Origin of the sequence: Saccharopolyspora sp. NPDC050642 (assembly GCF_040654735.1) — a bacterium.
Classification (GTDB): Bacteria; Actinomycetota; Actinomycetes; order Mycobacteriales; family Pseudonocardiaceae; genus Saccharopolyspora; species Saccharopolyspora elongata.
In genome coordinates, this window is the sequence record NZ_JBFAIN010000009.1 from 59,066 (window position 1) to 84,609 (window position 25,544).

The window sequence follows — 25,544 nt, forward strand, 5'->3', positions numbered from 1 at the left end:
ATATCCCCCGGCTCATGCATGTACGGGCCCAACCCGGGCCGCGGGAGTCCTAGCTCAGCCGACCGGTGAAGTGCCGATCAGGATTTGGTATCCGGCGGCGGTGCCTGGTAGAGATCGGCCGCGGCAGCGCGGATACCCTCGGCGTTGCAGTCGTCCTGCTCCTGCAACAACCGGGCGGAGTCGGGCAGCGTCTTCTCGGCCACGCTCAGCAGGTTCTTGCCGGTTTTCTCCAGCGAGTCGGTCACCTTGTCGGCCGCCGGCTTGTAGTTCTTCTCGAACTCCGCGCCGATCTCGTCGTCGCTCCAGCACTTGTCGTCGGCCTGGAGCACGGCCTTGAGCTCGTCCAACGATCCCTGGAAACGCCGCACCGCCTCCGCGAGCTTCTGGGCGTCGGCCTTGACGCCGGGGGCGTTGACATACGTCTCGTCCGCCACGATCTACTCCTTGAAGTCATTGCGGAAGGGTTGACGGCTCCTTGCCTCCCGCGGCCGCACGGTCATCCGGACCTGGTGCGGTCCCAGTCGTCGTCGGCTTCGCCCTGCTCGCGCCGCCGGCCCGGGAAGCCTCCGAGGGGATCCTCCAGCGCCGGGCGCATGATCTGCCCGAGCATCTCGCCCAGGTCCGCCTCGCCGCTGGCCAGGCCGTGCAGATCGACATCGCCGAAGGCTTCGGCGGGCAGCAGTTCCTGCACCTTCGCGGCCGCCTTCGCCCGACCCTGCTGGATGGTGCGCAGCAGGAGCTCGCCCAGCTCGGCGGGGGCCATCGTGCGGTAGTCGGTCTTGAGGAACTTGATCTCGCGGAGTTCCGCCTGGCCGTCGAGCACGATCGCGACCACGCGGTCCGGTGACTCGACCCGCGTGGTGGTCTCGGCCAGCTCGCGCTGGAACTCGACCAGCTTCGCCTGCTGCTCTTCCAATGCCTGCAACGCCGAGCTCATGTCCAGCGGCGGGCGCGGCGCATCGGAGCTCATCAGGTGTCCTCCTTCTCTCGTTCCGGGTGCGCTCGACCGAGCGCACCCGGAAATCCGGCGCCGACCTGCCAGGTGCTCGGGTCCTCGCGCTCCGCGACGTTCCGCTCGCGTTCCTGGTGGCCGGGTTCTTGTTGCTCCTTCTGTCCCGGGCCGCCCATCGTGCGCGGGTTCATCGGCGGCATCCCGCCCTGCGGTCCGCCCGCTCCCTGGGTCGCGGGCCCGGTGCCTGGTTGTCCGGCCAGCCCGGGCCCGGTCTCCACCGGAGCGGTCAACGCACTGCCGTCGCTGCGCAGCCCGGTCGGCGACGGTGGCGGCGGAGCCGTCGCCGAACCGGGGAAGAATCGCGATGCCCCCAGTGCCGACGCAGCTGTCCCGGACGCCGGGGGATGTGCGGTCTGCGCGGCCGAGGGCAGGGCTACGGCGGTGTCGGTACGGGCCGACGGTGCCGCTTCAGGCATTCGATCGACACCGTCGCGCGCCGAATCGCGCTGCGAGCCGGGTTCGCCGCGCAAGTCCGATGTGGACATCTCGGGTCGCGTCCGGCTATTCGGGGCGTTGTTGACTGCTATTTCTTCTTCCTGAACGGAGTCATGGCTTGGGCGCTCACCGTCCTTATCCTCGCGATAGTCGGCCGAACCGTGCTTGTCGTCCCTTTCCTCACTCCTGTTGCGACTCTCGTCGGACTCGTCGCTGCGTTCCTGCCGTCCCTGCTTCTTCCGGCTCCGCCTGCTCTTCCCGAGCACCCCAGCAGCGGGCAGCGCCGCGGCCGGCAGCACCGAACTCCAGATGGAACCGGCCGAGCCCTCGCCCGGCCCCTCGACGGCCAAAGTCCCGTCCGAACCGGCGGCCGAATCGACCCCGGAGTCGCCCGCGCCGCCCGGTCGAAGTTGTCCCGGCTCGGCGAGTTGGTTCTCTCCTCCCGACCCCGCTCCCCCGCCGTCAGCGGAAGTCGGTCCGACCGTTCCGTCTCCGCCGTGGAAGCTCGCGTTGACGGCCTGCCCCGAGCCGCCGGGCACGTGGGACTGTTGTGCCGGTGGCGCGCGGAACCGGCGCCCCGTGCTCTGGTAGAAGCCGGCCAGCCGCCGCAGCACCTCCTGCGCCCTGGCATCCTGCTCGGCACGGACCCCGGGATCTGCGGGGAGACCGTCTCCGGTGCGTTGCGACCGGGCGTCCTCCACCTCCCGCTTGGCCTCCGCCAGCGCATCGCCGAGCTCGTTGAGCAGGCCCGCGTAGCTCGGCTCCGCGAGCACCCCGACGACCTGCTCGACCCGGTTCAGCAGCCGGTCCGCCGATTGCGCGAACATCTCGAAACCGGGCCCCTGCCAAGCCTGCTCCAGGTGCCGGAGCCGGCTGCGGAACTGCTCGGCCACCGAACGCAGGCGCGCGTCGGTGCGCTCGAACCGCTGCGCCGCGTCGTAGAAGCTGTGCGGATCGGCACCGGACAACGCCCGCACGGCCGCGTCCACATCGCCCGGGACATCGTCCGCGTCGGCAGCCGAGCTGGTCATCGCACCTCCTCCCATGGTCCAAAGTGGTCGAGTTCAGACTTGTTGAACGCCCGGCATGCCGGAGAAGCCCCGCACCGAACCATCGAACGCTTCGGCCAACCCGTCGCCGAGGGACTTCACCGCTGAGCCGTTGTGCTGGTCGAGCGCCTGGACGTCGGTGGCGAACTGCGCCATCCGGTCGGCGAGTTCCCGGAAGACCCGTTCCAGCCGCGCGCAGTGCGCGGCGATCTCGTCGCGTCGTTCGGCGAGCAGGTCCTGCAACCATTTCCCCGCCGGCAGGTCGCCCGGGCTGGGTGCGACCCCTGCCAGTTCGGCGCATCCGGCGCACTCGCCGGCGATGCCGGCGACCACCGACGCGGCCTTGCCCAGCTCGACGACGTCGACCCGCATGGCTGTGTCGTCGGTCATCGCGCGCTCAGTCGAAGCTCGACGCGAGCTTGCCGTCCATCTGCCGCATGTGGTCCTGCCCGGTGTCCACCGCGGAGGTGACGCGGTTCAGCGTCTCGTTCATGGCGGTGAACGCGGCGCTGATGTTGCCGGCCTTCGTCTGGTAGGTCTGCGACGCTTGGGCGTCCCAGGACTGCAGCAGGTTGCCCGTCTGGTTCTTCAGGTCGTCGATCTTCTGCGACAGCGCCTTGGTCGCCCCTCGCATCTTGTCGACGCCCGCCCTCAGCGCCGCGTACTGGTACTGGATCTCGTCGTCCACTGGTGTGCGTCCTTCCGTGCTTCGGGGCTGGTCCAGCCGACTAGTTGAGGAAGCGGTTCATGTCGGAGGGAGCCACGGGATCCACCCGCCCGGCGTCCTGCGGCGCCACGGGATCCACCCGCCCGGCGTCCTGCGTCCCGACCCGGCGGACCTGCTCCGCGATGTCCTGGTCCTGCGACTGGTACTTGGCGCTGGCGTCGCGGATCGCCTGCGCCATCGCGTGGAGCTCGTTCTCCACCGTCAGGCACTGGCGGTCCCACTCCATGTGCACGTCGTTGAGGGCCTGGATCATCGCGCCCTTGTTCTGCGACGCCACGGTCGCGATCTCCACGCCGAGCGACGTCCGCGTGCTCTTCACCTCCTCACCGGTGTTGTCGTGCTGGGTCGAGTACGCGTTGAGCCGCTCCGCGACCAACCGGGTCTGGTCAGACATTCGCCCGAACTCCTGTTCTCTCAGTCGCATCAACGGGTTTCACGTCGATTCGGGTGCTCCAGCACCCTGTTCAGGACAGCACCCCCGCGACACCGGTGGTGTTGGTGAGGGCATGTCGCCGTTGCCGGTAGGGGGATTACTCATCAGCTCCCGGGACGCACCTCGGTCGCGGTCCCCGGAGCCAACTCGGGGCCGTTGGGCAGCAACGCCAACAGCTCGCTGGGCACCGGCAGCGGATCGACTCCCGCGTAGCCCAGCGCCCCGACCGCGTCCGGGCCGGGCAGCGGGTACTTGATCCCGAGATCGGTGATCACGTAGTGGGCCCCCGTCGGGGCCCCCGGCGCCGGCAGGTCTCGGGCCAGCACCCCGAATGTCGGCGGGACCGAGACCTGGCAGGCCAGTGCCCCCGTCGGCTGCGGCGACCGGACGATGCCGGAGAAGCGTGCGTCGTCGCGCCGCACCATGACCACCTCGACCGGGACCTCGCCCCCTGACCCGACGGCGAACCGCGCGCACGGCACGTCGCGGTCGTTGCGGTCCACCGGGGTGATCTTCGGCGGGTCCACCGGCAGTTCCGGCGGCACCGCCGCCAGTGCGGACCGCGGCACCGAGCCCACCGCCGCCGCGTCGATCGCCACCGCGCCCGGCTTCGAGCCGGGATAGGCGGCGGCGAGGTCCGGGTCCGCCAGCAGCAGTCCCGCCCCGGTGCGGCTCAACGGCGCCAATCCGTCCGGCAGCAACACGTAGAACCGATCGTCCCCGAGGACTGGGTTGTGCACTTCGTAGACCTGCCCGACCCGCCCGGCCTCCCCCTTCACCGAGAGCGCCGGCTTGCCCAACTCGGGCACGTCAGGCGCGGTCAGGTCCGGCCCGCTCGGCAGCGCCTGCACCCACGACGAGGCCACCGGGAGCGGGCGAACGGCACCGTAACCGAGCGCGTCGATCACTGCTTGCTGCGGTATCCGGAACCGGCTTCCCCGCCACACCAAGTACTTCGAACCGTCCGGTGTGGACACCAGCAGGCCCGAATCCGGGCCCAGCGGGACACCCGCGATCTCGCGGACCTGCAACGCCGTCACCGGTGACGGCGTGTTCGACTTGTCGTAGCTGGTGTCAGCGCAGACGAACCACGGCGCGCGCGTCAGCGCGTCGGGTCCGGGCAGCGAATCGGGCGCGTTCGGGATGCCGACCGGAAGCCCGCGCGGCACGTCCCGCAACGAGTTGCTCGACACCGACACCACGTTCGCCTGCGGGCTGTTGACCATCAGCCGCGCCGACGCGAAGTTGAGCACCGGATGCAGGCTCCCGGCCAGGAAGAGGTACTTCGCGCCGGTCTCCTTCTCGACGATGATGCTTCCGGGCGCGCGCCACGACTTGTTCGCGCCCGGGGAGATGATCCCGGAGATGCCGAAGACGACGACCACCAGCGCCGCGACGAGGCACCCGATGATCGCGTTCACGGTGAATCGCCGGGTGGGTGGGTTCGGGTCGTCCGGGCGTCCGGACAACAGTGCGGAGATCAGTCTGCCCACGACGAAGAAGTAGGCCTGGACCTGGTCACGTCGGGATCGCATGAACGCTCGCCTCAGAACCGGTTCGGATGGAAGGAATGCGCTGCCCGCGGCCGCTAGCCGGCGAGCCCACGCACGAGGACGTAGACGTCGAGGACCGCCAGCAGCAACGGGATCAGCGTCACCGCCACCAAGCCCTCCAAGATGTCGATCGCACGCCCCCAGTACGGCTTGGGCCGCCGTCCTGGCATGGTCCGCGCGCACAGCAGGAGCACCAGCACCAGCACCAGCGCGACCGGGAACAGCACTGCCAACCGCAGCACGGGATCCGCACCGACCAGCAGCCACGCCCAGAAGGCCGCGACCCCGTAACCACCGGCGATCAGCACCGGCCACCGCGACCAGGCGCCTTCCAGCGAACGGGCCCGCAGCAGCAACAACCCGGCGGTGACGATGGCCAGCACCGCTTGCCACAGCTGCCACGTGGAGACGACCAGGGTGAACAGCACCACCTCGGTCACGGTGAGCGCGATGCTGAGGGCTACCAGGTACTGCGCCGCCACCGCCGAACGCTCGACCACGGTCTCGTGCGGAACCGGCTCGACGTCCTCGTCCAGTTCGTCGGCGCTGTTGGGCAACGCGGGGAGCGTCAGCCCCGCGAACCGGAACGACATGGTCGGCACGAAGCTCATGACGACCATGCAGAGCGCGAGCCCGAACGCCGCGGCTTGGTCGGCGCGCCACGCCAAGGCGGCGCCCAGCAGCAGCACCACGGTGATCAGGGCACCCGGCAACAGGATTCCCACGAACAGCAGCGCGGCGTCGGAGATCGCGAGCAGCGCGAGGACGGCCAGCAGCATGCCGAGGACCGCCGCGCACACCAAACCCATTGCCGGTGGCGCCGCGGGGTAGATCGCGACCGGCAGGAACCACCCGGACTGCACGGCGTAGGCCACGGCCAGGACGCCGAGGACAGATCCCGTGACGGTTGCGGACTTCGCCCGGGCAAGCGCTCCCCCCGCCACCAGCAGGCCGACGGCGCCGGCTCCGGCGAGCACGGTGGACAGCAGCGGGTTCTCCGCGACGGCGAGCGTCATCCAGCCCAGCACCAGCGCGAACCCCGCGAACGCCAACAACATCCATCGCGTCAACCGGTCGTTCCAGCGGTCGCGGCGGGCACGCATCTCCGCTGCGATCCCGTCCACGAGGTCGTCGAAATCCATCTCCGGCAAGGCTGCCGACCTCGGTCTGAGGAAGATGGTCTCGCCGTCGGCGAGCCCGAGTTCGGCGGTCGTCCGGTTCTCGTCCAGCGGGGGCTGCCCGAAGCGTTGCAACACCCACCCCTCGTGCTCCACCCCCTGGTCGGCCAGGTCTCGGCCCGCGTGCCGCAGGATCGCCGGCAGCAGATCCGCCAGCGGAACCTCGGTGGGGACCGCGAGTTCGACCGATCTGGATCCGATCGTCAGCCGTAGCCGGACGAGTCGGCTTGTGACATCCTTGGCAGTGCCTTTCATTTCGGTGTCCGGTTCCTCTCTGGCTGGCTGGCCGCAACCGCGACACGGCGAAAAGTAGCCGCGTCGAACCGCTCGCGAACCCGTTGTCCGGGCGCGCGGGGAATCCGTAGGGGAACGTTTCACCAGAAGGGCGATCACGTTGACCACGACGTTGTTCAACCGGCCCGCGCGCCGCGTGGGACCGAAGATGCCGGAGGGCGAACTCGCCCTCCAGGAGCCGCCGCCGGTACCGGAGTCGAAGAGCAACAGCCTGAGCACGGTGCTCACCTACCTGCCCATGGTGCTCATGTCGGGCAGCATGACGTTGACGTTCCTGCAACGCCCCGGCCCGATGACCTACGTCGCGGGCGGTGTCATGGTGGTCGCCATGGTGGGCATGGTCGTCAGCCAGCTCATCCGCGCGGCCAGCGAGCGCAAGCACAAGATGGGCGGCGACCGCCGGGACTACCTGCGCTACCTCTCGCAGCAGCGCCAGAAGGTGCGTCGTTCGCTGGCCGAGCAGCAGGCCTCGGCGGCCTGGACGCACCCGCACCCGGGGTCGCTGTGGTCGCTGGCGCTGAGCTACCGGCTCTGGGAACGTCGCGGCACCCACGAGGACTTCGGCGAGGTACGCATCGGCGTCGGACCGCAGCACTCCGCGCTGAAACTGGTGCCCCCGGAGACCAAACCGGTCGAAGACCTGGAACCGCTGTCGGCGCACGGGCTTCGCCGATTCCTGCGCGCCTACAGCAGGCTGCCCGCCGCACCGGTGCCGGTCTACCTGCGCGGGTTGGCGCGGATCCAGCTGCGCGGCCACGCCGAAGCGGCGCGCGCGATGACCCGCGCGATGGTCGCCCAGCTCGCCACCTTCCACTCCCCCGACGACCTGGTGATCGCGGTCTGCGCCGGTGATCGCGAGCGCCCGGCCTGGGACTGGGTCAAGTGGTTGCCGCACGCCCAGGACGCGCAGCGCCGCGATGGCGCCGGGCCGGTCCGGCTGATGGCCGACAACGTGACCGAGGTCGAGGATCTGCTGGGCGAGGACTTCACCGAACGGCCGCGCTTCGAGGGCGCCAGTCCCATCACCGCCCGCGAGCCGCTCGTCGTCGTCGTGCTCGACGGCGTCACCGTCCCCACCGGACACCGGTTCGCCGACGAGGGCTACCGCAACACCGTGGTCATCGACGTCGGAGGCGGGCTTCCCTGGCGGCCCGAACGCGACACCCTGCACCTGGACGTCGCGGAGGACGAGCTGAGCAGCGTCACCTTCAACCGCGCGGGCAAGGAGTCGGCCACCCGGCTCGGCGTCCCCGACGCGCTCGGGGGTGCGGCAGCGGCGGCGCTGGCGCGCACGCTCTCCCCGCTCCGCATCGGCGCGGCCACCGACACCAGCGAACCGCTGGCGACCGACTACGAGCTGACCACGCTGCTGGGCATCGGTGACGCGCACGGGTTCGACCGTGACGAGCTGCGACAGGGCCGGCCCGCGCGGCAGCGGCTGCGGGTGCCGATCGGCATCGACACCTCCGGTGTCCCGATCGAGCTGGACATCAAGGAGTCCGCCGAGGACGGCATGGGCCCGCACGGCATGCTCATCGGCGCCACCGGCTCCGGCAAGAGCGAGCTCCTGCGCACCCTCGTGCTCGGGTTGGCGGTGACGCACTCCTCCGAAGAACTCAACTTCGTGCTCGTGGACTTCAAGGGCGGCGCGGCCTTCCTGGGTTTCGACCGGCTGCCGCACACCTCCGCCGTGATCACCAACCTGGTCGACGAGATCGAACTCGTCGACCGCATGCAGGACGCCCTGACCGGGGAGATGAACCGCCGGCAGGAACTGCTGCGCTCGGCCGGGAACTACGCGTCGCGGCGCGACTACGAGAAGGCCCGCCGATCCGGCGCGCCGCTGGAGCCGATGCCCGCGTTGTTCGTCGTCGTCGACGAGTTCAGCGAAATGCTGGTCACCAAACCGGAATTCATCGACGTGTTCGCGATGATCGGCCGCCTCGGCCGCAGCCTCGGCGTGCACCTGCTGCTGGCGTCGCAACGGCTGGACGAGGGCCGCATCAGCAAGGTCGAGACGCACCTGTCCTACCGCATCGGGCTGCGCACCTTCTCCGCGATGGAGAGCCGCAGCGTCATCGGCGTACCCGACGCCTACGAACTGCCCACCGCACCGGGCAACGGCTACCTCCGCTCGGACACCCAGACCCTGACCCGCTTCAAGGCCGCCTACGTCTCCGGCCCCTACCGCGCCCCGCGCAGACGCGCCGGCCAGAAGGTCGTCGCGGAGCAGCTGGCCGAATTCACCGGCGAGCACGTGGCCCAGCGCCGGCTCGACGTCGAAGAACCTGTTGTGGCACAACCGCAAACCGGCGAGGAACGGCTGTCCACGATGGACGTGATCCTCGACCGGCTGGCAGGCCACGGCCCGGCGGCGCGCCGAGTGTGGCTACCGCCGCTGCGGGAACCCGCAGCGCTGGACGACCTGCTGCCCGCTCTGCAGGAGGACCCCGAGCTGGGTCTGCACGCGGTGGACCGGGATCCGGCGCGCACGCTGGTCGTCCCGGTGGGCTTGGTCGACCTTCCCGCTCAGCAACGCCGCGAGCTGCTCGCCGCCGACCTGTCCGGCGCGAAGGGGCACGTGGCGATCGTCGGTGCGCCCCAGAGCGGCAAATCCACGTTGCTGCGCACCCTGATCTGCGCCTTCGCACTGACCCACACCTCCACCGAGGTGCAGTTCTACTGCCTGGACTTCGGCGGCGGGTCGCTGGCCGCGCTGTCCGGCCTGCCGCACGTCGGCAGCGTCGCGAACCGGCTGGACCGGGACCGCATCACCCGCACCGTGCAGGAGATCACCAACCTGCTGCAACGCCGGGAGCAGCTGTTCGCCTCGCACAACCTCGACTCGATGGCCGCGTACCGGCGGGCTCGCGCCCAGGGCCGGTTCCTCGACGAGGACCCCTGCGGCGACGTCTTCCTGGTCATCGACGGCTGGTACACGCTGCGCAACGAGTTCGACGACCTGGAGACCCGGTTGCAGGACATCGCCGCACGAGGCCTCGGCTTCGGCATCCACCTGGTGGTGTGCTCCGCGCGGTGGTCCGACATGCGCCCGTGGCTGCGGGACGTGCTGGGCACGCGGTTCGAGCTGCGCCTCGGCGACCCGGTCGAGTCCGAGGTCAACGGCAGGCTGGCGGCCACCGTTCCGGCCGCGCCCGGCCGGGGCATCACCACGAGCAGGCGGCACTTCCTCGCCGCCCTCCCGCGGATCGACGGCCGTTCGTCCACCGAGGACCTCGCCGATGCGGTGGCCGACCTGGTGCAGGCCGTCGGCGGCCCCGGCGCGGTGCCCGCGCCCCCGGTTCGAATGCTGCCGCCGGAGGTCCCGGCGCGGCAGCTCCCCGAACTCCGCGTGGCGCACGAGAACGCGGTGTTCCAGGTGCCGCTCGGCCTCGACGACGTCGAGCTCGGGCCGCTGTGGCACGACTTCGACCAGACCCCGCACCTGGTCGTGTTCGGCGACACCGAGAGCGGGAAGACGAACATGCTCCGCTACCTCACCGAGGCGGTGACCCGCCGGTATTCGCCGGAGCAGGCCCGGGTGCTGTTCGCCGACCCCAGGCGGGAGATGCACGACGCAGTGCCCGCCGAGTACCAGATCGGGTACTCGGTGACCGCCGAGAGCCTCGCGAAGCAGATCGCGGAGGCGGCGGAAGCGCTGGCCGCACGGGTGCCCGGCCCGGAGGTCGGACCGGACCGGCTGCCGAAGCGCGACTGGTGGTCCGGTGGCCGGCTGTTCATCGTCGTCGACGACGCCGAGCTGGTGGAGAACGGCCTGACCAATCCGCTGCAGCCGCTGATCTCGTTGCTCCCGCAGGGCCACGACATCGGGTTGCACCTGATCATCGCGCGCAGCACCTCCGGTGGCGGCCGGGCGATGATGGACCCGGTGATGCGCCGGCTGTGGGAGCTCGGCACGCCGGTGCTGCTGTTCTCGTGCCCCAAGGACGAAGGCAGCTTCGTGGGCAACCTGCGGCCCAGGCAACTTCCGCCCGGGCGTGCCCAGTTCGTCAACCGCCGACGCGTGGTCCGGCTGGTGCAGACGCCGCTGCTCGACGGTGATCGATCTGGGAACGCTCCGGTGGCGGGCCCGGCGCGGAGCTGATCAGCGGTGTTCGGAGGCCCCGTCCGCGACGACGACCTTGCGGGCGGGCCGCCAGCCCCGGCGACGCCCGGCCGGGACGAGCATGGAAATCAGCCACGTGACGACGCCGAGCACGACCGCCGAGGCGGCGGTGACAACGACGATGCGTCCGGGCGTCGGGTCGGGCGCGGGCACGACCGGGTGCTCGACCCGTTCGGCGGTCCCACCGCCCGGTCGCGCATCGGCGCCCGCGGCGACCGCGGCGGTCACCGCCGCGTACGGGTTCACCATGCCCCAACCGGTGTTCGGGTCCGGAACGGTTCCTCCCGACGGATTCGCGGTCGCCAGCAGGCGTTGCGCGACCTGGTCGGCGTTGAGCTCCGGGCGGTACGCGCGGACGAGCGCCGCCGTGGCGGAGACGAAAGGAGTCGCGTAAGCGGTCCCCGAGCCCTGCCAATGCCCCGGCCCGCCGGGGCCGATGCTGACGACGCCCTCGCCGGGCGCGACGAGTTCGACCGACGCACCGGTCTCCGCATAAGCGCCGGGTTGCCCGGTTTCGTTGACAGCTCCCACCGCGAGCACCCCCGGGTAGGCCGCCGGGTAGGTTACCGAGCCGTCGTCGCCGCCCTTCGCCGCGGCGACGACCAGCGCGTCGCGGGATCGCGCGTATGCGACCGCGGATTCGAGGTCGGCGCTGGGCTGCGAGGTGGTGGTGGAGACGTTGATGACGCGGGCTCCCGAATCCGCCGCGATGCGGATCCCCTTCGCCAGCGTGCCGGGATCCCCGTTCGCCGGGCCGTCCAGGACGCGCACCGGCAGGACGCGTGCCTCCGGCGCGATCCCGGCGAAGCCGATGCCGTGCACCTGCTTCGCGGCGATGATCCCGGCGACGAACGTGCCCTGCCCCGAACAATCGGAGTCGGCCGCACCCGCAACGGCCTTGCCCGCCAACACGGAACCGGCCAGCTGCGGCGAGTTGGGGTCGACACCCGAGTCGACGACGGCGACGACGACCCCCTGCCCGCGCGTGACCTTCCAAACGCGCTGCGGGGCGAGTTGCAACTGCGCCCACGGGATGGCCCCGTCGGTGACGGTCGGCGGCGGGGCGCAGCCCTGGATCGACGACCTGTCGGGCGGTCCCGCGTTCGGCGCCGCAAGCGCCGGTTGCACCGCACCTCCCAACATCGCGCACGCCAAGCACACCACGGCGGCGGTGCGAGCGGAACGGCTGGCGAAAGCGTTCATCGGTTCGCTCCGAAGGAGTTGACGGAATTCTGCGGTGCTCACGAGGCCGTTGCGGAAATGGACTGCCCCGCCACGGCACCTGCGACGAGCCCCACGGGGCGCTGGAAGCGAGACGCCTGCACCTCACCCATCTCAGACGGCTCGGTGGCACGGTGAAGCCGCAACGCGTCACGAAGCTTCTCCGCTACGGCAAGATCGTGGTCGGTCAGCTCGCCGGCACCGCCTTTCTCGTCTGCGGCGAGTTCTCCCAGCAGCACGGCCGGACGAGCGTCTGCGCTGTCGTCAACGGCCAGCACCTTGAACCGACTGCGCTGGCAGAACACCAGCTCCTCGTTCTCTCCGGGGGTAGCGAGAGCCGACGTGCGGCGCGCGGTCCTGGACCAGATGCCGAAATCGACGGCCATGTCCACGGCGACGCGCTCGCCCGTGGGCACGGCGCTGAGCAAGCCCGGCTCCGACAGCAGCTCGCCGGGCGTGTAAGCATCCCGCACGTCCTGCTGCCACGACCAACTTGCCTGGCGGAAGACCGGCCCGCGCCGCACCGGCAGTCGCCGGAGCCCGGAGGTCAGGCACGCCAGGTATTCGGGGCAAGGCAGCACCCGATCCTCCCTGAGTGCCTCGTTGATCGCCGCACCGCCACGCGCACCGGCACCGAGGTAGAGGCGCACCGCGACGAGGTCGACGCGCGCGGCGGTCTCATCGTCGCCCCGCAGCGCCGGCGTGAGCGCGAGTGCTGCGTTCACAACACCCACCGCGTCGTTGAACTCGTCGACCGCCCATGCAAGGAATGCCGCCCGCTCGCCTTCGCGGCTCTTATGTCCGCTGGGGACCAGAGGAGGAACATGCGGAGCTGAGCGGACACCGGTGATTCGTGCGTCCAACCGCGCGGTCGTCGGCTCGGTACGCTCCGAAGACGGCGAAGCCGATGGTCCGGAACTCAGTGTGACCGGCCGAGCCTTCGCCGCAGTCGGGATCACCACGGTGGACTCTTCACCGGACTTGGTCTTCGCACGCGGTGGCTCCACGGCCAGCGCGCCGCGCACATCGAGTTCTACACCGGATTCTCTTGCTATGCAGCGGAGTTCATCGCGCAAGCGCTCCTCCTGCGCACCCATCGCGAGGATCCGAACACAGCCGCCGCACCGTTGCGCCAACCAGCCGAGCAGATCCCGCAGCAGGTCCATCCCCTCAGCCGCAGCGGATGGTGTCACCGCGATCGTCATCCGATGCGGCTCGAATGGTCCGTCCAGGGGGCCGGCGGTGTCATCGGGGCCCGTCATGACCAGGCCGGCCGGCACCACGCGAAGCCCAACCCGCTGTCCCGCCGCCGGGCGGTAGCGCAGCGCACCATCCGCGACCCATCCTAGGGGCGGTGGTGCGGCGGCCAGGACTTCAGCGGGCGCTCCAGGCGAATACCGGAGCAGGGTGGGCATCGTGGGCCACGTTCTTCCGCCAGGCACCTCTCGGACGACGACCGAGCCATCGGCCATCGGGACCCCGGGGGTTACGACGACACCGCGCCCCAGCGACTCGGCAAGTCCCTGCGACCAAGCCGCAACCTGGGTACCTGCTGCGCCCGGCACGAACCAAGCCGCGTCAGACAATTGCGGTGGCAGCCGGCGCAATCCGGCCACGAGCTGCTCGTGAGGGATTTCGTCCTCCCCGGGCCGTCCCAGCACCACGCGCGGTCGGCGCGCGTCCACCGGTACGTCCCACGCGGGATCGCCCAGGCAGGAAGGCCGCGAGCGCACGTTCCGCACCAGCAGCCCGGCGGGAACGTGTTCGAATACTAGGTCCTTCTCGACCAGGGGAAGACCGGGGAGCACCGCCTCCCAGCTCGGCGGCGGCAGCCGATACCCGAAGGGAGCGCTCGGCGCGCCTCGGCGGAAGCGGTTCCAACCCGCCGCGCCAGCAGCGCCGACCACGAACGCGGACCCGGGCGGAATGACAGCGAGCTGACCGGCGGGCGCGATGACCTCAACCCCGAAGGAGTCCGCCAGCACCTGCGCACAAACGTTCCCGAACGCGTCGGGACGCCCCGCCCCCGGCATGACCAACCAGAGCATCCGATGCGGCACGGGGCCGCCGAAGAGCTTCCCGCATGCCTGCCGCAAAGCCGTCGTCAGCCCCGGATCACTGGCAGCAGCCCCGGAAATCACCAGTGCAGCGACGCCCGGGGCCTGCGGCAACGCGTCGAACACGCCCCTTTCGCACGTATCGGCCGCCTCGCCGCGCTGACCGACCAGGCCGATCGATCCCCGCCACCGGAACACCAGGCTGCTGCCCTCGGTGTTCTCAACCGCATCGCGCGGAACGGCCGCCCATCGTTTCGAAGATGGTCCAGGTACTGACATGAGCCTCTGTTCCCCTGCAGCAGCGCGCTCCAGGCCGCCCCAACCGCCGGGACGCCTGCCGACATTGTTGGCGGAAGATGCCACCGCGATTCTGGACATCCACGCCCAGCCGCAACCACTGCCTGGGCAGACCATTCCCCAAGCCAGGGTTTTTCCTCACCGGCCATCGACAGCACGACCGCGACGATGCCGCGAAAAAGGGCGGAGTTACTCCTGCCACGGTACGAAAAGGCAGGCCTGTTCCAACATTTTGCCCGCCCAGTCCACTAGAGTCGACGGACCGGCATCTAGTTCAATTCCCTGCCCGGTCTGCAAACTCGGCATCGCTGATCATCCCGGGTACCTTGCTCGGCTGGCACCACCGATTCATCGCTGCGGGCGATGGCGCCGTACATGGCGATGTCCGCATCCGGGATGTTCAGGGCGATACCGTCGTCAGGGCGCCACCTGTCAATCTGGACGATCCCGGGCTCGACCTGTTCGAGGCCGTCGAAGAACCGGGCCGACCTAGGCCCGGGAGCGCCAGCGCAGGATCTCGCGATGCCCGTGGTACCCCTCCCCGATCGCAACACCTCCACGCTTCCAGATCAACATCGCCGCACCCCACCGAACCATGTCCCAACCGGTGGCGACATCCCCGGGTGCGCGGGCCGACTTCAGGCAGCAAGGTGTACTGAATCGGCGCCAGCTCAGTGACGACGAGCACTGCGAGCCGTCTTGGCATCCTGTACAGGACTTGGCAGCTAGCGCGTCCGTTCCGCCAGCCGGGCGCGGAACGGCTCTTGGTCGTGACCGGGGAAGAGCTCGGGGAAGAGCTGAAGCATGTTCGGGATGCGGGCGACGAGTAGGGATGTGGTCAACCTAGTCGAAGCCAGGAGTGAAGTTGACTGGACGGGGAACCGGAGCGGGCGAACCCGACGACGAACCAGACTTCGCTGAGGAACATACGAGCATGACCTTCGAAGAAGAACAGGCCGATCAGCCTGCTGTGAGCGGAGACGAATCGGCGAGGGGGAGCGGTCGACCAGGAGGAGGAACCAAAGAGGCCCTTGTGACGACTGATCACAGCCGTATAGCACCGTGGGGCTAGCGGCAGACAACGACCTGGTCTCCGCTCGATCAACACCAAGCGCACGGCACACCAGAACCACCCGCGCGGGTGAACGGCGGCACCTCCCACTACGCGACCCCATTTCGCACCCGCGAAACCGATCCTCCCGAAATCCTCCCAAAAATGCCGAAAAATCGAGACGGCACCCATCGGGACGATCACTCAAGATCCACACCGGCACACGAAAAAGCCCGCTGACCTGCACTTATGTGCAGGTCAGCGGGCTCTCTTCACGGTCGGGCTGACAGGATTTGAACCTGCGACCCCTTGACCCCCAGACATGTCCACAAGAGACACTCAACAGCGAAAACCCAGAAACCGCAGGATAAATAGGCGCAGATCGCTGACGTTGAGCGCAGTACAACGCAGTCCAGGACAGGACAATCCTCCCACTTTCCTCCCATCCACCAGCGTCAAAACGGATCACCTGAAGACGACTCCCATCCCCTTGACAAGAGCCGACCTTCACGCCTACCCATGCTGGGCATCGGGGCGCATACGTCACGCCAATTCGACCAGCAAAACAGAGATGAGCGACGACAACTGCGCTCAACCCATCACCGCACGCTCAAAACCAGCCTCCGACTCGGCCGAACGCGCTCGCGGTCGCCGATCGGTGCCTGCATGCCGTCGTGGTGTGTGCGTCGGGTGTCGCTGACTTCACGGGCGATGTCGGGGAAGTGGTGGCGAAACGTGGTGTTGGACAGGCCGAGCTGTCGCGCGACCGCGAGAACGCTGGGGCGGCGACCGGCGGCCTGGGCTTGCGCCAAGACGTGGTCGCGGGCGCTTCGAGCCGATAGCTCGCCGGATGACCGGCGCTCGTCGAGCCGGCGGGCCTGCTTCGTCGGCGGCCGGCCCGTTCAGATGGCCGTGTCCGTGGGCGTCGATCATGGCGAGGAGGTGTCCGCCGCGGGCGAGGGCCTGCTCGGATTCGACCTCCGCGCGGAACTCGGATTCGGAGGTCCCGACGTAGCCCTCGAACAGATGAAGCGCCCGTTTCCGGGTGTTCGAGGAACTGTTGGTGCCTGGCATCGGTGAGTCGACGCCAGCCACCGAGCGCACTGCAAGATGGATGAGATCGCATGGGCATGCGGCCAGCCTCAGGCCGAACGGCACCGTCGGCGACGGCCTGGAACCGGTATGAGTCAGTTGTCCGCGTCCACACCCGCCCAGTCGGCCCGGACATGACGCAGGTGACGTTGCACAATGGTCTCGAGTCGTCGAGTGTCGCGTTCGGCTATGGCGGCCAGGAAATCGCGGTGCTCACCGGCCGAATCGACCAACCGCCCGGCATCCGCGAGGCTTTCCAGCCCGTACAGGCGGGTCTGGTCACGCAAGGCCGCTACGGTGTTGACCAGACGCTGGTTCCCGCAGAGTGCGAGCAAGTCGAGGTGGAAGCGGCGGTCGGCATCGAGGAAGCGCACAATGTCGCCCTCCTTCGCCGCCTCCTCGATCTCGGCGGCCACGGCGGCCAGCCGGCTGAGATCCTCTTGAGTGGCGTTCTCGGCAGCCCGCAACGTGCCCGGCACCTCGACCAGCAGGCGCATTTCGTAGACCTCGTCGAGATCATGCTCACTCATCGCCACGACCCGGTAGCCACGATTGCGCACCGGCTCCATCAGCCCCTGGTTCACCAGGGTCAACATGGCCTCTCGCACCGGGCTGCTGGACACTCCGAGCTGGTTGGCCAGCGCGGCCGCGGAGTAGATGTCTCCCGGACGTATCTCACCCGACACGAGTGCCTGCCGGATCACCTCTAGCGCTTGGTCGCGCAGGTTCGTGTACTGCAGTCCCGCCAACTCAGCTCCCCTTCACCGGTTATGAGCCCTTGACTTCTCTCTCAACGAGATGCATCTTACTCGCTAACCGGTGATGGGTAACCGGTTACCGGCCACAGGAGTAGCTGATGGGTGAAGTACGGGGTTACTGCACGTTGTGCCGCTCGCGATGCGGCGCGATCTACACGGTGGAAGGCGGCTCACTGCTCGCGGTCCGCCCCGACGCCGAACACCCGACCGGCGCAGCGATGTGCCCGAAGGGTCGTGCTGCTGGCGAGATCGTGCACAGCCCTGGGCGGCTCACCCGTCCCCTGCGCCGGACCACCCCGAAATCCGATCCCGACCCGCGTTGGCGCGAGATCAGCTGGGATGAGGCGCTCAGTGAGGTCGCCGACCGCTTGGGGCAAATCCGAGACGAAAGCGGGCCTGAGGCCGTGGCCTTCTCCGTCACCTCCCCAAGCGGCACCCCGATGTCGGACTCGATCGACTGGGTCGAGCGGTTCATTCGGCTGTTCGGCAGCCCCAACACGTGCTACTCGACCGAGATCTGCAACTGGCACAAGGACTTCGCGCACGCATTCACCTTCGGCAGCGGGCTGCCCGCGGCCGACTACGCGGGCACCGACCTGGCTGTGCTCTGGGGGCACAACCCGGCCAAGTCCTGGCTGGCACAGTCCGCAGCACTGGCTGAGGCCCGCAGCCGGGGTGCCCGCCTGGCCGTGGTCGACCCGCGCCGGTCCACCAGTGCGATGCAGGCCGATCACTGGCTGCGGGTGCGGCCGGGTACGGACGCGGCGCTGGCGCTTGGCGTAGCCGGGCGACTGCTTGCGACTGAAGGTTACGACGAGGCGTTCGTCCGTACATGGAGCAATGCTCCGCTGCTCGTGCGGCTCGACAACGGCCGGTTCCTACGAGCGGGAGAACTAGATCCGGAGCTGACCGGCTACGTGGTGTGGAACGAGCAGTCCGGACGCGCCGAGCCATATGACCCGGCAAGAGCCGCCGTGTCGCCGGAGCGGTTCGCGCTGCGCGGAAAGCAGCGTGTTCTGACCTACACCGGCCAGGTCGACTGCGTGCCGGCGTTTGAGCGCTATACCGAAGCGTGCAAAGCCTGGCCGCTGGACCGCGCTGCGGCCGTCACCGGCGTCGAGTCAGGCCAGATCGCCGCCTTCGCCGACGACTTGGCACACGCGTCTTCTGTGGCATACGCGGCGTGGTCCGGCGTCGGGCAGCACGCCAACGCCACCCAGACCGAACGCGCTATCGCTACTTTGTACGCCCTGACCGGCAGTTATGACGTCCCCGGCGGCAACGTTGTCCTGCCGCGCCATCCGGTCAACCAGGTGACCACGCCCGACCAACTGTCGGCCGATCAGCGCGCTAAAGCCCTTGGCGCGAAACGGTTCCCGCTCGGTCCGCCTAATCAGGGCTGGGTGAACATGCGCGATCTGCGTCAAGCCATGCTCACCGGTCACCCTTACCCGATCCGGGCGCTGTTCTCCTTCGGTGGGAACCTCCTGCTCTCCCAGCCCGATCCCGTGCGCACCGCGGCCGCGCTAAGGGCTCTCGAGTTCTGCGTCCACCTGGACCTGTTCGAAAACCCCACTGCCGCCCGCTTCGCCGACATCCTGTTGCCTGTCAACAGCCCCTGGGAACATGAGGCGATCAAGGTGGGCTTCGAGATCACCCCACGGGCGCAGGAACAAGTGCAGCTCCGGCCCCGGATGGTCGAGCCCATCGGTGAGTCACGTTCGGATACCGAGGTCGTGTTCGACCTCGCGCGACGGCTGGGCATGGGGAAACAGTTCTTTGGCGGCGACATCGAAGCCGCATGGGATCACCAGCTGGCCCCGCTCGGAGTTCGTGTCGCGGACTTGCGCCTGCATCCCGGCGGGATTCGCATCCCACTGCGCACCCGGTATCGCAAGTATGCCGACCGCGACGCCGGTGGTGGGGTGACCGGTTTCGCGACCCCGACCCGGCGAGTCGAGTTCTATTCCGAGCGGCTGGTCGAACACGGCTACTCACCGGTCCCCGTGCACCGCCCGGCCGCCTCGGACCCGCGTTTCCCGCTTGTCCTCACTTGCGCCAAGAACGGCTATTTCTGCCACAGCCAGCATCGAGGGCTGGCCTCGCTGCGCAAGCGCTTTCCGGAGCCGACGGCCGACATCAGCGCCGGACTTGCCGCCGCGCGTGGCATCGAGAACGGCGATTGGATCGAGATCAGGACCCGCAACGACACCGTGCGGATGCGCGCCCGCATCGACGACTCACTGCACTCCGATGTGGTGGTCGCCGAGTACGGATGGTGGCAGGAGACACCCGATCTCGGTCTGCCCGGGTCGGATCCGCTGCACTCCGGCGGAACGAACTACAACCTGCTCATCGACGATGACAGCCATGACCCGGTCAGCGGTTCGGTGCCGATGCGTTCGACCCCATGCGAGGTGCGGCGGGTACCCGCGGCTGACTGGCACGGTCAGCGCGAGTTCGTCGTCGACACAGCGTTGCCGGTGACCCCAGAAGTCGTCTCGCTGCGCCTTCGCCCGGCGAAGGGCTTCCCGCTGCCGGACTATAGGCCTGGCCAGCACGTCACGGTCGCCGCCGACGACGACCCCGCGACTGCCCGCAGCTACTCCCTCACCGGCCCGGCCCGCGAACAACAGCGCACCGGCTACTCCATCGCGGTGCGCCGAGTCACCGACGGCCAACTGTCCACAGTGATCCACGAACGGTTCCGGCCCGGTACTCGGGTACTGGTCACATCGCCCGGCGGTCTTTTCACCCTCCCGCTTACGCACTCCCAGCCGATCGTGCTGCTGGCCGCGGGAATCGGGGTCACGCCTTTCCTCGGTTACCTGGAGACGCTGGCCATCTCGGACGCAGACATACCCGAGGTCGTTCTGCACCACGGCAGCCGTGACAAGGCGAGCCACGTGTTCGCGCACCGCATCCACGCCCTGGCTCAGTCGATACCCACCCTGCGCGTGGTCGACCACTACAGCAGGCCCGCTCCCGGCGACCTCGTCGGCAGAGACTACGCGGTGCGCGGCCGAATCACCGCCGCAGCAGTCGATCCCGACCTGATCTGCCGCCGCGCCCGGTTTTACCTGTGCGGACCCGAGGCGATGCTCGACGAAATCACCAACGGACTGCTCGCCCACGGAGTCCCCCGGTTCGACATCTTCGCCGAGAAGTTCCACTCGGCGGCGCGCGACGTCGTCGTTCCCGACGATGCCACCGCGACCGTCCGCTTCGCCCGCTCGAACCAGGAACTGCGCTGGCGCAAGGCCGACGGCACCCTGCTGCAACTGGCCGAACGGGAAGGAATCTCCCTGCCCAGCGGATGCCGGCTGGGGCAGTGCGAAAGCTGCGCCGTTCCCGTACTGAGCGGCAGTGTCGCCCACCTCGTCGCCCCGGCTGACGACCTGCCCGACGACCACTGCCTGACGTGCCAGTCGGTGCCGGCATCCGACCTCGTCCTCGACGCCTGACCAGAAGAGAGAGCCCATGCTGACCGTGAACGCCGAGCACACCGCCCGAGCCCTCACCTTCGACGCACTCATTCCCGCGCTGCGGGACGGGTTCGCAAGAGGCGCGCATACCCCCGACCGCCACCACCACACCATCGACGCCACAACCGACGCCACCCTGCTGCTGATGCCGTCGTGGAGCGACGGAGAGTACCTCGGCGTCAAACTCGTGAACGTCTTTCCCGCCAACAGCACCTCCGGCCTGCCGGCCCTGTCCTCGGCGTTCGTCCTGGCCAGCGCCACCACCGGCAAGCACCTAGCGGTGATCGACGGCAACGAGCTCACGCGCCGACGTACCGTGGCGACCTCGGCGCTGGCCGCGTCCTACCTCGCTCGCAAGGACAGCAGCGTCCACCTGATCGTCGGCGCCGGCCACATCGGCAGCCTTGCCGCCGCGGCCTACTCGGCCGTGTTCGACCTTCAAAAGGTCCTGGTGTACGACCAGAATCCCGCGGCCGTCGAGCGGCTGATCAACCAGCTGACCAACGACGGGATCAACGCGCGCCCGGCCACCGTCCTGTCCGCCTCCGTCGCGCAAGCCGACATCATCACCTGCGCCACCCTTGCCACGAGCCCGGTCATCCGTGGCGACTGGCTCCGCCCTGGCACCCACCTGGACCTCATCGGGAGCTTCCGCCCCACCATGCGCGAAGCCGACGACGAGTGCGTCCGCCGCGGCACCGTCTACCTCGACTCCCCGGTCGCACTCGAGGAGTCCGGCGACCTCACCCAGCCCATCGCCGCAGGCGTCCTCGATCCCGCCTCGGTCGCCGGCACCCTGCCCGAGCTCTGCCGCGGCGAGCTCCCCGCCCGCGCTGATGACGAGCAGGTCACCGTGTTCAAAACCGTCGGCACCGCCCTGGCTGACCTCACCGCCGCGGCACTCGTCTACCGCGCCTCGCGCCAGCCCGTGCAAAGAACCCACCAGGAGTCGTGATGACCGATACCACTCCCACCTCACGCAGCAACGAATCCGGCCTGCTGGCCAGGATCGCCACCCACAGCGCCGCCTGGTCTGAACGATGGTTCCCCAACACCCTGGTATTCGCACTGCTCACCGTCGCGGTCGTGGCCATCGCAGCACTGTGCATCGGGTCGTCGCCCACCACGGTCTCCTCGGTTTTCGGCAACGGGTTCTGGGACCTGATCCCATTCACGATGCAAATGGCCATGGTCGCCATCGGCGGGTACGTAGTGGCTACCTCTCGCCCGATCAGCCGCGTCATCACCAAATTCGCCCAGCTGCCGAAGACACCCCGCGGCGCCGTGGCCATGGTGGCCACCGTCAGTTTGCTCACGGCCCTGTTGAACTGGGGCTTCAGCCTGATCTTCAGCGCCCTGCTGGTGCGGCGGCTGGCCGAACGTAACTCACTGCGCGTGGACTACCGCGCCGCGTCCGCGGCGGCCTACCTCGGCCTCGGTGGCAGTTGGGCGCTCGGTCTGAGCTCCTCGGCAGCCCAGCTCCAGGCCAACCCGGCCAGCATCCCCAAGTCACTACTGCCGATCACAGGCGTGATTCCCTTCCGAGAGACCATCTTCACCTGGCAGTCACTGCTGGTCGCCACAGTGATCGTGGTCGTCTGTGTGATCATCGCCTTCTTGTCCGCACCGCGGGGTGAGCTTGTGCGCACCGCCACTGATCTCGGCATCGACCCGCGTGACCCGATCGAGGACGACACGCCACGGTCGCGGCCTGGCGAATGGCTCGAATACAGCCCGATCCTCACCGTGGTCGTCGTCGCGCTCGTCGGCGGGTGGGCGGTGCAGCAATTCGCCGGCCAGGACCCGATCGTCGCGATCTCCGGGCTCAACACCTACAACCTGCTGTTCCTCGCTCTCGGCCTACTGCTGCACTGGCGGCCCCGCCGGTTCCTCGCCGCGGTCACCAAAGCAGTACCTGCCACTGGCGGTGTCCTCATCCAGTTCCCCTTCTATGCCGGTATCGCCGCGATCATGACCAAGGCCGACGACGGCAGCGGTCACACCCTCTCCCACTACCTCGCGTCGGCCTTCACCAGCGTCGGTTCACCCGGGTTGTTCCCGCTCCTAATCGGCGGCTACTCGGTGGTCCTCGGCTTCCTCATCCCATCCGGCGGCGGCAAGTGGATCATCGAAGCGCCCTACGTCATGCAGTCGGCCTCCGACGTGGGTGTGAACCTTGGCTGGACTGTGCAGATCTACAACGCCGCAGAAGCACTGCCCAACCTGATCAACCCGTTCTGGATGCTGCCACTGCTCGGCGTGCTCTCGCTCAAGGCGCGCGACATCGTCGGCTACACCTTCCTCTACCTGCTGGTCCTGCTCCCAGTTGTGCTCGGCCTACTCACGCTGCTCTCACCCACTCTCGCGTACCACCCGCCCGTCCAGCCCTGAAAGGACCGAGACGATGACCCTCGACACCGAATCCTCATCGCTGTACAGCGAGATAGCCCGGCGCAACCCCCGCCGAGCCGGAGTTCCATCAAGCCGTCTTCGAGGTACTCGACGCCATCCAACCCGCGCTGCGCCGGGATCCCCGGCTGCGTAACGCCGCCCTGCTCGAACGGCTCTGCGAGCCCGAACGCCAGGTGATGTTCCGCGTCGTGTGGACCGATGACACCGGTAAGCCCCAGGTCAACCACGGTTTCCGGGTGGGGTTCAGCTCGGCGCTGGGCCCGTACAAGGGCGGGCTGCGTTTCCACCCCAGCGTCACCCTCGGCGTCGTGAAGTTCCTCGCCTTCGAGCAGGTCTTCAAGAATGCGCTCACCGGCCTGAGGATCGGCGGAGGCAAGGACGGTTCCGATTTCGACCCGGCCGGCCGGTCGGACGGCGAATCATGCGGTTCTGCCAGGCGTTCATGACCGAGCTGCACCGGCACATCGACCCGCACACCGACGTCCCCGCAGGAGATATCGGCGTCGGAGGCCGCGAGATCGACTACCCCCGCTCGATCATCCAGCGCCTCGTGGCGCACGGTGACGTCCACGATCAGCACCGTCTCCGGGCTGTGCTTGCGCGTGGTCGCAGACAACGCGGGATAGGGGTCGAGGTGGTCCACGACCCGCCCGGCCGCGGACTTGGAGACATCGAAGAGCAACGCGACCTGCCGCAAGGTCAGGTTGGTGCGTTAATACACCGCGACCAGCAGCACCCGGTCGTCCAGCGACAGGCCCCACCGACGACCGGCGCCGGTCTGCTCGGCGCCACGACCTCGCACGATGCCCACCAGTTTGCTGAACTGCCGCACCGACAGCCCCGTGAACGTCGGTATCCACGTCGGCTGGTCAACCCCGATCACCTGCACCCGTACATGATCCGCTACCACCCAGAGCCACGATTACGGGACAGGCTTTAGGAATCGGGCTGCCACTGTGTACCAACATCGCCTCTGCCCTCGATCTGAGTGCCTTTGCGATCGCCGTCGCCGCCTGCCCGCGCCTGGTACTTCTGCTGGCGGTCGAACTGACCCTGACATCGCCTATCCGGGCGCGTGCATGAGGAGGCGGGCGGCGTCTCGTGCCTGGTGCGCTGGTCCGGGGGTGCCGGAGATCGCCGCGGTGGTGATCGCTCCTTCGGCGAGCAGCGCGAGGTGCTCTGCTAGCTCGACGGGCCGGCCAGATGCCGTCACCAGTCCGGCGAGGTATTCGTGGAAGGCCTTCTTGTGGTGCCGGGCCTGCTCGGCGACCTCGGCCGAGACCGCGCCCAGTTCACCGAAGGAGTTGATGAAGGCGCACCCGCGGTAGTCCGGCTCGGAGAACCACTTGTACAGCCAGTCGAACACCGCGAAGATCCGTTCGTCGGGCGTTGCCAGTGCGTCGACGTAGTCGGCGAGGGATCGCCGCCACCGAGCATCGCGCTGCTTCAGGAACTCCAGCACGAGCGCCTCCTTGGACGGGAACAGCTGGTAGAGACGCTTCAGCGACACCCCGGAGGCGTTGCGCACCGCATCCATCCCCACCGACTGGATGCCCCGCGCGTAGAACAGCTCCTCGGCCGCCTCGAGTACCCGCTCCTGCGCCGTTTCCTGATCCAGCATCTACGCCCCCTTGCATGGAGAACCATCGTTCTCTACTCTAGCAGGCATGGTGAGAACGATCGTTCTCCCTGTCTTTTCGGACTCGCCGGACCTGCGGCGAGTCCCAGGACTCAACGGGAGTTGACATGACCGACACGACCCGTCCGCCGGTGCCGCCGTTCACCCGGGAGACCGCCATCGAGAAGGTTCGACTGGCCGAGGACGCCTGGAACACCCGCGACCCGCACAAGGTGTCATTGGGCTACACGGTGGATTCCCGGTGGCGCAACCGTTCGGAGTTCGCCACCGGCCGCGACGAGATCGTCGCACTGCTGACCCGCAAGTGGAACACCGAGTTGGACTACCGGCTGATCAAGGAACTGTGGGCTTACGACGGCAGCCGCATCGCCGTGCGCTTCGCCTACGAACACCGCGACGACGCCGGCAACTGGTACCGCTCCTACGGCAACGAGAACTGGGAGTTCGACGAGCTCGGCTTGATGCACACCCGCCACGCCTCCATCAACACCCTCCCGATCGCCGAATCCGAGCGCAAGTTCTTCTGGCCGCTGGGCCGACGCCCCGACGACCACCCCAGCCTCAGCGACTTCGGATTCTGAGAAACACTCCTCGAAAACGGTGACGGTCTTCGGGTAACCGCAACCCTTGGCGCCCAGCGTTCCCGGTGAAGTTCTGCGGGGCTGGTCAAACTCCTCGGGCGGAAATCCGGTCCGCGGACAGCCTCGTAGTCCGCGGTAGAGCCT

At 68.6% G+C, this 25,544-nt stretch carries 18 protein-coding genes and 1 pseudogene; 6 read left to right on the top strand and 13 right to left on the bottom strand.

Annotated elements, in window-relative coordinates; genetic code table 11:
- Positions 1-77: 77 nt before the first annotated feature.
- The 8 genes from AB0H93_RS16515 to eccD all read right to left on the bottom strand — a co-directional run bounded on the left by AB0H93_RS16515 (position 78) and on the right by eccD (position 6,642).
- Positions 78-434 (bottom strand): hypothetical protein, encoded by a 357-nt coding sequence (locus AB0H93_RS16515; protein ID WP_358573074.1) that lies wholly within the window; start codon positions 432-434, stop codon positions 78-80.
- Positions 435-496: 62 nt separating this feature from the next.
- Positions 497-970 (bottom strand): YbaB/EbfC family nucleoid-associated protein, encoded by a 474-nt coding sequence (locus AB0H93_RS16520; RefSeq protein WP_358573076.1) that lies wholly within the window; start codon positions 968-970, stop codon positions 497-499.
- Entirely contained in the window at positions 970-2,478 is a 1,509-nt protein-coding gene (locus AB0H93_RS16525; RefSeq protein WP_358573078.1) for a hypothetical protein, read from the bottom strand. Before AB0H93_RS16525 ends, AB0H93_RS16520 begins: the two co-directional genes overlap by 1 nt.
- A 33-nt stretch (positions 2,479-2,511) precedes the next feature.
- Positions 2,512-2,886 carry a hypothetical protein gene (locus AB0H93_RS16530; RefSeq protein WP_358573080.1) on the bottom strand — a complete coding sequence of 125 codons (375 nt, stop codon included), beginning with the start codon at positions 2,884-2,886 and terminating at the stop codon, positions 2,512-2,514.
- 7 nt (positions 2,887-2,893) lie between these two features.
- A complete protein-coding gene (locus tag AB0H93_RS16535; protein ID WP_358573082.1) occupies positions 2,894-3,184 on the bottom strand; it encodes a WXG100 family type VII secretion target in 291 nt (96 codons plus the stop codon).
- Positions 3,185-3,224: 40 nt separating this feature from the next.
- Complete coding sequence (locus AB0H93_RS16540; RefSeq protein ID WP_358573084.1) at positions 3,225-3,617, bottom strand: hypothetical protein; 393 nt, start codon at positions 3,615-3,617, stop codon at positions 3,225-3,227.
- A gap of 143 nt (positions 3,618-3,760) precedes the next feature.
- Complete coding sequence (eccB, locus tag AB0H93_RS16545) at positions 3,761-5,191, bottom strand: type VII secretion protein EccB (protein WP_358573086.1); 1,431 nt, start codon at positions 5,189-5,191, stop codon at positions 3,761-3,763.
- 53 nt (positions 5,192-5,244) lie between these two features.
- Positions 5,245-6,642, bottom strand: coding sequence for a type VII secretion integral membrane protein EccD (gene eccD / locus AB0H93_RS16550; protein ID WP_358573088.1), 1,398 nt, complete (start codon positions 6,640-6,642; stop codon positions 5,245-5,247).
- A 139-nt stretch (positions 6,643-6,781) separates the two neighbouring features.
- On the opposite strand from eccD, the gene eccCa reads away from it, so the two are divergent.
- Positions 6,782-10,786, top strand: a complete 4,005-nt coding sequence (gene eccCa / locus AB0H93_RS16555) for a type VII secretion protein EccCa (protein ID WP_358573090.1) — start codon at positions 6,782-6,784, stop codon at positions 10,784-10,786.
- Here the strand turns inward: eccCa and mycP are convergent, their stop codons facing one another.
- The 4 genes from mycP to AB0H93_RS16575 form a co-directional block, all read right to left on the bottom strand.
- Positions 10,787-12,010, bottom strand: a complete 1,224-nt coding sequence (gene mycP / locus AB0H93_RS16560; protein ID WP_358573092.1) for a type VII secretion-associated serine protease mycosin — start codon at positions 12,008-12,010, stop codon at positions 10,787-10,789.
- Between the two features lie 38 nt (positions 12,011-12,048).
- Entirely contained in the window at positions 12,049-14,211 is a 2,163-nt protein-coding gene (locus AB0H93_RS16565) for a hypothetical protein (RefSeq protein ID WP_358573094.1), read from the bottom strand.
- A gap of 440 nt (positions 14,212-14,651) precedes the next feature.
- Positions 14,652-14,942, bottom strand: a complete 291-nt coding sequence (locus AB0H93_RS16570; RefSeq protein ID WP_358573098.1) for an SAM-dependent methyltransferase — start codon at positions 14,940-14,942, stop codon at positions 14,652-14,654.
- 1,678 nt (positions 14,943-16,620) lie between these two features.
- Positions 16,621-17,274, bottom strand: coding sequence for a GntR family transcriptional regulator (locus AB0H93_RS16575; RefSeq protein WP_358573100.1), 654 nt, complete (start codon positions 17,272-17,274; stop codon positions 16,621-16,623).
- Positions 17,275-17,381: 107 nt separating this feature from the next.
- Between AB0H93_RS16575 and AB0H93_RS16580 the strand changes: the two genes are divergently transcribed.
- The 4 genes and pseudogenes from AB0H93_RS16580 to AB0H93_RS16595 all read left to right on the top strand — a co-directional run.
- Positions 17,382-20,747 (top strand): molybdopterin-dependent oxidoreductase, encoded by a 3,366-nt coding sequence (locus AB0H93_RS16580; RefSeq protein ID WP_358573102.1) that lies wholly within the window; start codon positions 17,382-17,384, stop codon positions 20,745-20,747.
- Between the two features lie 16 nt (positions 20,748-20,763).
- A complete protein-coding gene (locus AB0H93_RS16585) occupies positions 20,764-21,723 on the top strand; it encodes an ornithine cyclodeaminase family protein (protein WP_358573104.1) in 960 nt (319 codons plus the stop codon).
- Entirely contained in the window at positions 21,723-23,159 is a 1,437-nt protein-coding gene (locus AB0H93_RS16590) for a TIGR00366 family protein (RefSeq protein ID WP_358573106.1), read from the top strand. Before AB0H93_RS16585 ends, AB0H93_RS16590 begins: the two co-directional genes overlap by 1 nt.
- A 13-nt stretch (positions 23,160-23,172) precedes the next feature.
- Positions 23,173-23,706: pseudogene (locus AB0H93_RS16595) on the top strand (Glu/Leu/Phe/Val dehydrogenase dimerization domain-containing protein); the annotation flags it as partial.
- 537 nt (positions 23,707-24,243) lie between these two features.
- Here AB0H93_RS16595 and AB0H93_RS16600 read toward each other — a convergent pair.
- Entirely contained in the window at positions 24,244-24,801 is a 558-nt protein-coding gene (locus AB0H93_RS16600) for a TetR/AcrR family transcriptional regulator (RefSeq protein WP_358573108.1), read from the bottom strand.
- 125 nt (positions 24,802-24,926) lie between these two features.
- Here AB0H93_RS16600 and AB0H93_RS16605 point away from each other — a divergent pair, with 125 nt between their 5' ends.
- Positions 24,927-25,400, top strand: coding sequence for a nuclear transport factor 2 family protein (locus AB0H93_RS16605; protein ID WP_358573110.1), 474 nt, complete (start codon positions 24,927-24,929; stop codon positions 25,398-25,400).
- Positions 25,401-25,544: the final 144 nt, after the last annotated feature.